Below are 12,743 nucleotides of genomic sequence, written 5' to 3' on the forward strand. Positions count from 1 at the left end.
GATTTAGAAATAAATACAAAAGTTTTAAAAAGGTATACAATTAATCAATAAAACGAGTAAGATTAACATAACCGCTCATAAATATGACGGTTAAATCGAGAAAAAAGTTACAAAGGGCGTACGGCGGATGCCTAGGCTTTGAGAGGCGATGAAGGACGTGATAAGCTGCGATAAGCTTCGGGGAGTGGCACATACACATTATATCCGAAGATTTCCGAATGGGACAACCCGGCATGTTGAAGACATGTCACTGCGTAAGCAGAGCGAACGTTGGGAACTGAAACATCTAAGTACCAATAGGAAAAGAAATCAATTGAGATTCCGTAAGTAGTGGCGAGCGAACGCGGATTAGCCCTAAAGACTTTATAAGGATAACAGAATAACCTGGAAAGGTTAACCGAAGAGGGTGATAGTCCCGTAAGTGAAATTTTTATAATGTTGATAACGAGTAAGGCGGAACACGAGAAATTCTGTCCGAATATGGGAGGACCATCTTCCAAGGCTAAATACTCCTCAAAGACCGATAGTGAACTAGTACTGTGAAGGAAAGGTGAAAAGCATTTCGAATAGAAAGTTGAAATAGAACCTGAAACCGTACGCCTACAAGCGGTCGGAGCACGTAAGTGTGACGGCGTGCCTTTTGCATAATGAGCCTACGAGTTAATGTTGCTGGCAAGGTTAAGGACTTCAGGTCCGGAGCCGTAGCGAAAGCGAGTCTGAATAGGGCGTTATAGTCAGTAGTATTAGACGCGAAACCTTGTGATCTACCCATGGGCAGGTTGAAGCTTTGGTAACACAAAGTGGAGGACCGAACCGGTTGACGTTGAAAAGTCTTCGGATGACCTGTGGGTAGGGGTGAAAGGCCAATCAAACTGGGAAATAGCTCGTACTCCCCGAAATGCATTTAGGTGCAGCGTATAGTTAAGTATATTAGAGGTAGAGCTACTGATTGGATGCGGGGGCTTCACCGCCTACCAATTCCTGACAAACTCCGAATGCTAATATATGTTTCTATGCAGTGAGGGCATGGGTGCTAAGGTCCATGTCCGAGAGGGAAAGAACCCAGACCATCAGCTAAGGTCCCCAAATATATGCTAAGTTGAGAAAACGCGGTTGGATTGCATTGACAGCTAGGATGTTAGCTTGGAAGCAGCTATTCATTTAACGAGTGCGTAACAGCTCACTAGTCGAGCGATCCGGCATGGATAATAATCGGGCATAAGCATATTACCGAAGCTATGGATTACATCTTTTAGATGTACTGGTAGGGGAGCATTCTAACGGCGCAGAAGTCACCTGGTAATGGGTGGTGGAGCTTTTAGAAAAGAAAATGTAGGCATGAGTAACGATAAAATAAGTGAGAAACTTATTCGCCGTAAGACTAAGGATTCCTCAGCTATGCTAATCAGCTGAGGGTTAGTCGGGACCTAACACGCACCCTTTGGGGGAAGTGGATGGCAAACGGGTTAATATTCCCGTACCTGCACTCAATAAAAGTGACGAATGATTGTAGGAGGTGCGTACTGACGGAATAGTACGTTGAACCTACGTAAAGTAGGGATAGTACACGAAGGTTTCGGCTGGAGTGATAATCCTCTGAAAATTGTTCCAAGAAATAGCGAGATGTGCAGCCCGTACCGTAAACCGACACAGGTGGTCGAGGAGAGTATCCTAAGGCGCTCGAGCGATTCATGGTTAAGGAATTAGGCAAAATAGACCTGTAACTTCGGGAGAAAGGTCGCTGTCAGCAATGACAGCCTCAGTAAAAAGGCCCAGGCGACTGTTTATCAAAAACACAGGACTCTGCAAAATAGAAATATGACGTATAGGGTCTGACACCTGCCCGGTGCTGGAAGGTTAAGGAAGGAGCTTAGAGGTAACTCGAAGGTTTTGACTGAAGCCCCAGTAAACGGCGGCCGTAACTATAACGGTCCTAAGGTAGCGAAATTCCTTGTCGGGTAAGTTCCGACCTGCACGAATGGTGTAACGATCTGGGCACTGTCTCAACCATGATCTCGGTGAAATTGTAGTATCGGTGAAGATGCCGGTTAATCGCAACGGGACGAAAAGACCCTGTGAACCTTTACTATAGCTTTGTATTGACTTCGGGTAAATAATGTGTAGGATAGGTGGGAGACTATGAAGCAGTATCGCTAGGTATTGTGGAGTCATTGTTGAAATACCACCCTTTATTTACTTGGAGCCTAACTTCCTTTTAGGAAGGACAGTGCATGGTGGGTAGTTTGACTGGGGTGGTCGCCTCCAAAAGAGTAACGGAGGCTTTCAAAGGTACCCTCAGCACGCTTGGTAACCGTGCGTAGAGTGTAATGGCATAAGGGTGCTTGACTGTGAGACCAACAAGTCGATCAGGTGCGAAAGCAGGACATAGTGATCCGGTGGTTCCGTATGGAAGGGCCATCGCTCAAAGGATAAAAGGTACTCCGGGGATAACAGGCTAGTCTCCCCCAAGAGCTCACATCGACGGGGAGGTTCGGCACCTCGATGTCGGCTCGTCACATCCTGGGGCTGGAGAAGGTCCCAAGGGTTGGGCTGTTCGCCCATTAAAGTGGCACGCGAGCTGGGTTCAGAACGTCGTGAGACAGTTCGGTCTCTATCTGTTGTGATCGTTAGAAGTTTGAGCGGACTTGACTCTAGTACGAGAGGACCGTGTTGAACAAACCTCTGGTGTATCAGTTGTGCCGCCAGGTGCACCGCTGAGTAGCTACGTTTGGAAGAGATAAGCACTGAAAGCATATAAGTGCGAAACTCGCCGCAAGATTAGACTTCTTTAAAGGGTCGTTGTAGACTACAACGTTGATAGGCTATAGATGTAAAGGCAGCGATGTCATAGTCGAGTAGTACTAATTACCCATAGACTTTTTCTTAAAAGTACAACGAATCAAAGATAATGATAGCAATATCAAAAATTAAAAAGATTAAATACTAACATTGATTTAATCGTCATAGAGAAGGTTAGTTAATCTTATTTGGATTAAACATATAATACCAGATTGTAAAAGTTTGTAAAATGTATTATGTAAAAAGTATTAAGTAATCACTTAATACAATAAAACATAAGACTTAATACAACATTTAATAATGTCAAGATATACTAGGAACTAATACCTAATTAAAAATATTAGGGTGACTATAGCTGCAGGGCTCACCTCTTCCCATTCCGAACAGAGAAGTTAAGCCTGCCTGCGCCGATGGTACTGCTATTGCGGGAGAGTAGGTCGTCGCCAGTTTTTATCAAAAGCCTCAAGATTTATTTCTTGAGGCTTTTTTTGTGTTTAGATTTTTTTGAGATGTTAGTAATTAGATATTAGAGCTTCACGAAGCTGAAATGCGTTCTTTTGGTCTAAGTTCTCGATAGAAAAATCACAGATTTTCACTCGAAATGACGAATAGTAGAGATTCCTCGATAAACTCACAGATTGACAGTTTTAATTTTGTTTATGTCTTATGTTTATCAGTTATAACCCGCGTTAGGGATAGTAGTGGAAATCCTTTTGTTTGACGAAGGATTTTGTTTTTAGGTACTATGTTACTCCAAACAAAAGATTGCAGCGGATAGCCCGACCGAGCGTAGGAATTTTTTACTATTTAATTATAATTTTGTTGGCGAGGGAACGCCCAGAAAATATTATATTTGAGTATATAAATTATTTTATGAAAGAAATTCTTTCGTTTAGAAAAGCAGTAAATGTAGATTTGGATAGAATTTGGGATATTCTACAACAGGCAATTCACAAAAGAAAAGAGGAGGGGAGTGAGCAATGGCAGAATGGCTATCCAAATAAAGAGGTGATAAAGGATGATTTGATCAATGGTTATGGATATGTTATTGTGGATGAACTCCATTTGATTATTGGGTATTTGGCTTTGATTGATCGTGAAGAGCCTGCTTATAATAATTTGGTAGGTAGTTGGTTAAGCGATAAACCTTATCTTGTTATTCATCGTTTGGCTATTGCACAAGATGTTTCGATAAAAGGAATTGGAACGTGGACTATGAAAGAAGTAGAACACATTGCTTTACTTAAAGGCATTCATAGTATAAAGGTTGACACAAATTTTGACAATCTTTCGATGTTGAGAATTTTGGAAAAATTAGGTTATAAATATTGTGGAGAAGTGCATTACGATGGAGATCCAAGAAAAGCTTATGAGAAATTACTATAAAAATAAATCCGACTGAAATTTCAGTCGGATTTTTAATAATTATACTAATCCAGCTCGCTTTAATAAAGCATCAGCTGTAGGTTTGTGTCCTCTAAATTCTTCGTATAATTTCATCGGTTCTACTGTGCCACCAGACGATAATAATTGATAGAATTTGTGAGCTGTTTCTTGGTTAAAAATTCCAGTTTCTTGGAAAAAGGCAAATGCATCAGCATCTAAAACTTCGGCCCATTTATAGGAATAATAACCAGACGAATAGCCTCCTTGGAAAATATGAGAAAAAGATGTACTCATTATATTTTTATCTACTTCTGGATATAATTCGGTTTGTTTGAATGTTGCTTTTTCAAATTGTTGTAAATCATTAATTTCTACTAAATCATTTGCGTGATAAGCCATATCCAATAATCCAAAACTCAATTGACGAACCATTTGATAACCTTCCATAAAGGTAGAAGACTCACGCACTTTGTCTATTAATTCTTGTGGAATAATTTCACCTGTTTTATAATGTTTAGCAAATAACTTCAATGCTTCTGGTTCATAACAAAAGTTTTCATAAAATTGAGAAGGTAATTCTACAAAATCCCAATATACATTTGTTCCAGATAGACTTTCGTAAGTTGTGTTAGGTAACATTCCGTGTAATGCATGTCCAAATTCGTGGAACAATGTTGTTACTTCCTGAAATGTCAATAATGACGGTGTATCTTTTGTAGGTTTTGTAAAATTACATACTATTGATATGTGTGGTCGTTTCGAATTACCATGTACATTAGAAGCCTCTCTATAACTTGTCATCCAAGCTCCTGGGCGTTTTCCTGAACGTGGGAAGAAATCTGCATACAATAAACTCAAGAATTCCCCATTTTTATCTAATACTTCGTAAGTCGTAATGTCCTCATTGTATTTATCTATAGTCTGAATTTCTTTGAACGTAATACCATATAATTTTGTTGCAATATCAAAAGCACCTTGAATGACATTTTCTAATTGAAAATAAGGTTTCAATTCTTCATCAGAAAGGCTAAATTTTTTCTGTTTCAATTTCTCTGCATAATACCCATGATCCCAACGTTGTAAAGTTTCAATCCCGTCAACTTCTTTTGCAAAGGCAGCTAATTCTTTGATTTCTTTTTCAGCAAAAGGTTTTGCCTTTGTTAATAAATCATGTAAGAAATCTAAAACCGTTTCAGGTTTTTTAGCCATACGTTCTTCTAAAACATAATCAGCATGCGTTTTGTACCCTAATATTTTAGCGCGTTCTTGACGAAGTTTTACTATATTCTTGACATTTTCTTCGTTGTTGTATTCATTATTTTGATAAGCTTTTACACCATTTGCTCTAAATAATTTTTCCCTCAATTCACGATTTTCAGCATATTGCATAAACGGAATGTAACTTGGTGCGTGCAATGTAATTAACCACCCTTCGTATTTTTTTTGTTCAGCATCTGCTTTTGCTTGATCGATGACATATTGAGGTAAACCTTTCAAGTCATTTTCATCTGTGATTATCAATTCGTATGCATTGGTTTCTGCTAATACATTTTGCCCAAATTGTAACGAAAGCATGGCTAATTGTTTATCAATTTCGCGAAGTTTATTTTTATCTTCTTCGTTCAGGTTTGCTCCATTTCTCGAAAAACCTTTGTATTTTTTCTCCAATAAATAAGCTTGCTCTTCTGTTAGTTTTAGCGAATCTTTTTGATTATAAACAACTTTAATTCGTTCAAATAAATCTTGATTCAAGCGTACATCATTCCCAAATTCAGATAATAATGGCGAAACTTCTTGCGCAATTTGTTGAATTTCATCATTTGTTTCTGCTGAATTTAAATTGAAAAAGATTGAAGAAATTCGACCTAACTTTTCGCCCGAAAGTTCCATTGCTTCAATTGTATTTTCGAAAGTAGGAGCTTCTGCATTTGAAGTAATGGCATCAATTTCTGCTTTTGCATCATCAATTGCCTGAATAAATGCAGGTTTGTAATCATCATTTTTGATTTTAGAAAAAGGAGCACTTTCAAAAGGTGTTTCAAATTTTTCTAATAGCGGATTCGTCATTTATAGTGTATTTTTTTGTTAAAATATAATTGTTTTAGCTCTTTCAAAATCTAATCCAAATGTAAAGAATCTGACAAATCGTCAAATTTAATGGGAGATTAATTTCGAGAAGAGTAAATTTGTTTTAAAAGTAATCAATTATGAGTGTAGCCTTATTATTTAATCAAAAACCAACAGAGGAATGGCAAAGAAATTTGCAGAAATTATTGCCAGAAACAAAAGTCGAAGTTTACCCAATTATTTCAAACCCTGAAGATGTAGAATTTATAGCGACTTGGAAACCGCACAAGGATTATATAAAAGAATTTCCAAATTTGAAAGTTGTTCAATCTGTGGGAGCTGGTATTGATCATTTATTGCATACAGAAATTCCTGATTCTGTAAAGGTAACGCGCATCGTGGATTCAGCTTTGAAACAAGAGATGTTTGAGCATGTGTTGGCGTGTATAATGACATCAATGAAAAATCTATTGACGTATCATAAAAATCAGCTTCAACAGGAATGGATTCCAAAAAATTATACAAGTATTCATGAAACGACTATTACCATATTGGGATTAGGTGAGATAGGAAAACTGGTTGCAGAACGTTTTGTTGCCTTAGGTTTTCGCGTAAAAGGTTGGTCAAATTCTCAGAAGAATATGAATGGAGTAGCGACTTTTGTAGGTAAAGAAGGTTTGAATTCTGCTATTGCGAATACAGATTTTATAGTAAATATTTTACCGTTGACAACTGAGACAGAAAGTATTTTAAATTATAAGTTTTTTAATCAATGTTCTAAACAAACCGTTTTAATCAATGTTGGTCGAGGCGCTCATTTGGTCGAAAAGGATTTATTAATTGCTATTGATGAAAAGCAGATAAAAGAAGCCTATTTAGATGTATTCAGAGAAGAACCATTACCAGAAAATCACCCGTTTTGGTCGAATAAAAATATATACATAACGCCTCATATTGCGAGTGTTACTAATGCAACGACAGCTTTACAACAAGTAGCTACTAACTATAAGAAACTGAAAAATATGGAAACGTTAGAAAACGAAGTATCGTTGGATAAAGGCTATTAATTTCATCAAAATGACATAATATTTTGTTAAAAAGACGCTTTTAAGTTTTTACTTGTCAAAAAAATCTTTTAACATTGTAGTTGTAAAAATGACAGTTCAAAAATGAGTGACTATATTCAACTTTATTCAATTGATAATATATTAAGAACTTACAAAGAAGAGGCAACTGATCGTCGGTTAGCAATATTTGATGTAGGTCCAGAAAATAACTATTATTTTGTAAAACGTAAACCCTATAAATTTACGTCACTTGGGTTGATTTTAATTACAGCAGGAACATGCGAAATCACGGTTAATTTAGAACCAACGTTGATTAAACGTGATGATATTATTGTAGTTTTACCAGGTCAGTTATTCGAAATTATAGAACATTCGGCTGATTTTGCAGTAAAAGCGATCTTTATTGATTCGGATTTGATTATAGAAGCTGGATTCCATGTGAAATCACATAATCTGGTTGAATTTTTGTCGTCTAAGTATCCTAAAATAATTTCATTAGATAAAAAAATTGTACGTGATATGCGTTATAATTTGAATAAAATCAGTAAATACACGATAAAAAACGATAATATCTTCGCAAAAGATTTGGTTTTACATCATTTTTCTGTCCTAATGTATGAAATGGGAAATTATTATAACCAAGCAGTAACAGCTAAAAGCGCAACGAAAGAAGTCAGAAAAGAAGAGTTAGCAAAACAGTTTTTGTATCTGGTTTCGACGCATTTTCGACGTCAACGCAATGTACAGTTTTATGCAGATGAAATGTTTATCAGCCGAAAGCATTTGACTAAAATTATTGTCGAAGTCTTTAATAAATCCCCAAAACAAATTATTGCAGAAGCTATTATATTGGAAGCTAAAGTTTTATTGAAAAACCCAAAACATAGTGTTTCTGATGTTGTAACTGAATTGAACTTTATTGACACTTCGGTTTTTAGTAAATTTTTCAAAAATTATGCAGGCATTTCTCCTACAACTTTTATAGCTTCAACCTAATTATTGACGTAAATCAATACAATTTTAAAATCTTCTTAAAACGTCTTTTTGACATATTATTACGTTTATTGTGCTAACTGATTTCGTAAATTGGATAGACCTTTGTTGCTCAAATTTTGAATGATGCGTCTTTTTGTAGACGTTATTTTCTTAAAGTTTGATTGAAAAGAATTTTATGAAGGTAGATTTTACAAAAAAAATATTTGCACATATTTCAGCAATTGGAGGTTATGTGCCAGAAAATAAACGAACTAATTCTGATTTAGAAAAAATTACAGATACTTCTGATGAATGGATTGTAAAAAGAACAGGAATTAAAGAACGACGAATTTTAGAGGAAGGTTTAGCAACTTCTGATATGGCAGTTCGTGCGATTCATAACTTACTTGAAACTTACCAAAAAGACATCAAAGATGTTGATGCATTAATTGTCGCTACTTCTACACCTGATATGCTGATGCCTGCAACGGCAAATATCGTTTGCGAAAAATTAGCAATAGAGAATGTATGGGCATTTGACATGAATGCAGCTTGTTCTGGATTTTTATATGCGCTCGATATGGGTGCTTCGTTGATTGAAAGCAATCGTTACAAGAATGTCTTGGTGATTGGTGCAGACAAAATTAGTGCGTATGTAGACATCAAAGATCGTTCGACGAATATCTTATTTGGTGACGGTGCGGGTGTTGTTTGGCTTGAACCAACAAACGAAGAAGGAATTTTAGATGCCTTGTTGTTAAGCAACGGAACTGGAAAAGAATTCTTAAACATCGAAGGAGGAGGATCTTTATATCCTGCAAGTTCGCAGTTATTGGTAGATGAGAAGCGTTATATCAGACAAGATGGTAAAATTGTTTTCAAAAATGCCATTCAATCAATGAGCGATACTTGTATAAATGTGTTAAAACGAAATGATTTTTCGGTAGAAGATGTGAATTGGTTAGTTCCGCATCAAGCGAATAAACGAATTATTGACGCTGTAGGAAACGAAATTAATATTGAAGAGGGTAAAACGTTAATCAATATAGAAAACTACGGAAACACAATCGCAGCCACTATACCGTTATGTATTTGGGAAAATACATCAAGATTAAAGAAAGGAGATTTATTGATGTTGACAGCATTTGGAGCAGGTTTCTCTTGGGGAGCAAGCTTATTGCGCTGGACTATCTAATCGATAAAATTCATATATTTTTTGTTCTAAAAGAACGGCAATTTTTGTCGTTCTTTTTTTATTGTAATCCATCAAATTCTTCTCCACACTTTTTACATTTAAAAACATTTTTGTAGTAAATAGGGTACACCCAAAAGAGGATAGAAGATAATAACGAAAGCAAACCTTTTCTTCCTTTCATTGATTTGAAATAACTATAATATGCTTTGCTACCACATTTCGGACAGACGATAATTTCATCTAAATCATTCGTATAATCAGTTGCTTTAATCTCATCCAAAACCTTCATAGCACGGGCAGTGTCTTCTTCTTTTATCTTCACTTTTACGCCACCTATTGCATTAGACAAGAACTGATTTATTCCAACCGAATGTTCATCAAAAACAAATGCATCTATATTTTCACTTTCCAATTTCGATCGTAAAATATGCGCTTCAATCGGAGTTTCAAATGTTTTTAATGTAATTAGTTTCATAATAATTGTGTTAAATATTCAATTCGTATCCTTTATAAAATTAGTTCTTTTTAATTTAATGTTCTAATATTTTTAGAAGATGAAGACTATTATTCAATATTTATTTTTAATCGTATTACTGATGAACACAGCAAATGCACAAAACCTAAAACAAGTTGTTTACAAAGATGGTATGCAAAAACTAAATGGTTTAGTCACGGAAAATGAGACAAATAAATTGCCAGGAGTTTTGATTCTTCCTGCTTGGAAAGGTGCAGATAATGAAGCAAAACAAGCTGCATTAGACTTGTCAAAAGAGGGATATATAGCATTTATTGCAGACATTTATGGCGAAGGTAATTATCCAACTAACAATGCAGAGGCAGCTAAAATTGCAGGGAAATATAAGACAGATTATAGCGCGTATCAAAAACGAATTGACTTAGCTTTACAACAGTTAATCGAAGCGGGTGCCGATTCAAACAAAATTGCAGTAATTGGTTATTGTTTTGGTGGTACAGGCGCTTTAGAAGCAGCGCGTGCTCAGTTGCCGGTGCTTGGTGTAGTTTCTATTCATGGAGGATTGGCAAAAGATACAGTTCGAGAAAATCTACCATTAAAAACAAAAATTTTGATAGAGCATCCAGCAGAAGACGAATCGGTAAAACAAGAAGATATATCGAATTTGATAATCGAAATGAATGCAGGAAATACAGATTGGCAAATGATTACCTATGCCAATTCCAAACATACCTTTACAAACCCAGAATCACCAGATTATAATAAACAAATGGCAATCAGAGCGTGGCAACACACTTTATTGTTTTTGAAAGAGCTTTTGAAATAATTATTTGATAAACAATTCTATCATCTCATACCAAAAAGCAGCGGTAAAGAACCCAACAATAATACTAATTCCAATAATCAAATTGGTTAATTTAGTGTTTAGTTTAAACTGCTCTGCAATGATACTCGAGGTTACTAAAGTTGGCATTGCAGCCTCGAAAATAGAGATTTTTGCTACATCACCTTTTATACCAATTACAAGGGCTAAAAGCATCACAACGGCAGGTGCAATCATCAGTTTGTATACCATCGACATCGAGATTTGAGACCATAACTTTCTCCAACCATTAAATTTTAATTGTAATCCAACCGAAAATAAAGCTAAAGGACCAACTGTTGCAGCCAATTTATCAAAGAAAGGTTCGGCTGGAGATAAGTCGACAAATTGTGACAAAATCAATGCACTGATACAACCCAAAAAAGGAGGGAAGGTAAACAATCGTTTCAAAATAAAGGAAGAACTAATTGTTCCAGAACCGTTACTACCACCTTTTAAGGCTGATACAATTCCGATTGTAGACAAACACAAAAACATCGTTTGATCGCAAATAATCGCAATACTCAAATATTGTTCACCATAAAATGCCGAAATCAATGGAAAACCGATGAATGAAGTATTGCTATAACCACTCGCCAACTCTAACGAACGTTGCGAACGTTCAGAATACCCTTTTGCTTTGCTGTAGAACTTCATATAAAACAAACTTCCTACCGCAATAATGACAGTCGAAAAGATAGGGAATAGCATTTCTTGCGACCATTCTACTTTTGGTAAATACTTAAACGAGACTGCTGGTAAAGCTAAATATAAAATCCATGTATTGATCCCTTTATGTGCATCAGGATGTATAGATTTTGTTGCTTTAAACACCATTCCGGCGATAATGCAGACTGCGATTAATATAAAATTTACCATTTTTTAGATATTTAGAATGCAAAGTTACAATCCCATTTTTTTTTACCCTAAAGATATCACTTTTTATTCAATGCTTATTTTTTATAAAATGGCAAGATTAGATATATTTAATTTATTGTATTTAAAAATGGCTTTGTTGAATTTTAAATCATTCACTAAACGACTATTTTATTCTCATCATCGTGACCAAAGATGTAGCTGCATGTGTTTCTTTCCCAGTTTCTTCGTTTACAACATATACCTCTGTTCGTATGGTACTTATCTTTTTTCCACCTTTTATCACATACGCTTTCGACAATAAATAATCGCCCAATGCTGGTCTCAAATAATTTACCTTTAGTTCTACAGTTACCACATAACAATCATCCTCATAATGCGAAACAGCTGCATACCCAGAAGAAACATCAACCAAAGAAGCAATCATTGCACCATTAAACATCCCATGTTTACGCGTCATCATCTCTTGTTTCGGTATTTTGATAGAAACATAATCAGTTTCACATTCAATCAATAAAGCGTTATAGAATTTTAATGTTTCCGAACGATTAAAACTTGCTTCTATTAACTTTCTTTTTTCTGGTGTCATAAAAAATATACTTTCAACAAATATAGAGATTTGTCAAAAGCAAATTAACGTTAAACTCTTATGTTACTTAAGTTTTCTTCTCTGATAATTTTGTCCTTCTAAGCGTTTAGAATAGTCCAAACAGCTTTTAATAGAAAGCACCTTATTTTAAAATCGCCAATAGGAGTGTCAAACTATAAAGATTTAGCACTTAAAATTCTATTCTCTATCTACATTTCTTTTTTTAATGCGATTCTGAAATGAGATCAAAAATGACGTTTTTTTCAAGCAATAGAAGTATATAACTAACTTTATATAGAAAATTTTACAAAAGTTTCACATAAAATTAACTTTTTACCGAAAAATGTTTTATACATTTGAGTAACAAAGTAATTAAAAAATGAAGTTTACGTGCTTATATATGTCGATTCGCAAACAGGTTTGGAATATCCAGACGTGGGAATGTCATGTAT

The 12,743-nt window shown here is 35.5% G+C and carries 9 protein-coding genes and 2 rRNA genes; 7 read left to right on the plus strand and 4 right to left on the minus strand.

Translation table 11 applies throughout. The annotated features are described in order from the left end of the window. The first annotated feature begins 100 nt into the window (after positions 1-100). From NZD85_RS00400 to NZD85_RS00410, 3 genes are all read left to right on the plus strand, one after another. Positions 101-2,885, plus strand: a 23S ribosomal RNA gene (locus tag NZD85_RS00400). A 255-nt stretch (positions 2,886-3,140) separates the two neighbouring features. Then, a 5S ribosomal RNA gene (rrf, locus tag NZD85_RS00405) occupies positions 3,141-3,248 on the plus strand. Between the two features lie 424 nt (positions 3,249-3,672). Beyond that, positions 3,673-4,185: a GNAT family N-acetyltransferase gene (locus tag NZD85_RS00410; RefSeq protein ID WP_260542675.1), complete on the plus strand. Its 513-nt coding sequence runs from the start codon at positions 3,673-3,675 to the stop codon at positions 4,183-4,185. A gap of 39 nt (positions 4,186-4,224) precedes the next feature. Here NZD85_RS00410 and NZD85_RS00415 read toward each other — a convergent pair whose 3' ends face one another. Continuing rightward, positions 4,225-6,252 carry a M3 family metallopeptidase gene (locus tag NZD85_RS00415; protein ID WP_260542677.1) on the minus strand — a complete coding sequence of 676 codons (2,028 nt, stop codon included), beginning with the start codon at positions 6,250-6,252 and terminating at the stop codon, positions 4,225-4,227. 140 nt (positions 6,253-6,392) lie between these two features. Between NZD85_RS00415 and NZD85_RS00420 the strand changes: the two genes are divergently transcribed. The 3 genes from NZD85_RS00420 to NZD85_RS00430 all read left to right on the plus strand — a co-directional run bounded on the left by NZD85_RS00420 (position 6,393) and on the right by NZD85_RS00430 (position 9,489). Beyond that, entirely contained in the window at positions 6,393-7,319 is a 927-nt protein-coding gene (locus NZD85_RS00420; RefSeq protein ID WP_171623944.1) for a 2-hydroxyacid dehydrogenase, read from the plus strand. A 102-nt stretch (positions 7,320-7,421) separates the two neighbouring features. Then, complete coding sequence (locus NZD85_RS00425; protein ID WP_171623943.1) at positions 7,422-8,315, plus strand: helix-turn-helix domain-containing protein; 894 nt, start codon at positions 7,422-7,424, stop codon at positions 8,313-8,315. 175 nt (positions 8,316-8,490) lie between these two features. Next, positions 8,491-9,489 (plus strand): beta-ketoacyl-ACP synthase III, encoded by a 999-nt coding sequence (locus NZD85_RS00430; protein WP_260542681.1) that lies wholly within the window; start codon positions 8,491-8,493, stop codon positions 9,487-9,489. Between the two features lie 58 nt (positions 9,490-9,547). Here NZD85_RS00430 and NZD85_RS00435 read toward each other — a convergent pair whose 3' ends face one another. Further along, positions 9,548-9,964, minus strand: a complete 417-nt coding sequence (locus NZD85_RS00435) for a putative signal transducing protein (protein WP_260542683.1) — start codon at positions 9,962-9,964, stop codon at positions 9,548-9,550. A 79-nt stretch (positions 9,965-10,043) separates the two neighbouring features. Here NZD85_RS00435 and NZD85_RS00440 point away from each other — a divergent pair, with 79 nt between their 5' ends. After that, positions 10,044-10,790 (plus strand): dienelactone hydrolase family protein, encoded by a 747-nt coding sequence (locus NZD85_RS00440; RefSeq protein WP_188319901.1) that lies wholly within the window; start codon positions 10,044-10,046, stop codon positions 10,788-10,790. Here NZD85_RS00440 and NZD85_RS00445 read toward each other — a convergent pair whose 3' ends face one another. Then, a complete protein-coding gene (locus NZD85_RS00445) occupies positions 10,791-11,705 on the minus strand; it encodes an AEC family transporter (RefSeq protein WP_260542688.1) in 915 nt (304 codons plus the stop codon). Between the two features lie 163 nt (positions 11,706-11,868). After that, positions 11,869-12,291 carry a PaaI family thioesterase gene (locus tag NZD85_RS00450; protein ID WP_171623939.1) on the minus strand — a complete coding sequence of 141 codons (423 nt, stop codon included), beginning with the start codon at positions 12,289-12,291 and terminating at the stop codon, positions 11,869-11,871. Positions 12,292-12,743 lie beyond the last annotated feature (452 nt).

The organism is Empedobacter stercoris, from assembly GCF_025244765.1.
GTDB classification, from domain to species: domain Bacteria; phylum Bacteroidota; class Bacteroidia; order Flavobacteriales; family Weeksellaceae; genus Empedobacter; species Empedobacter stercoris.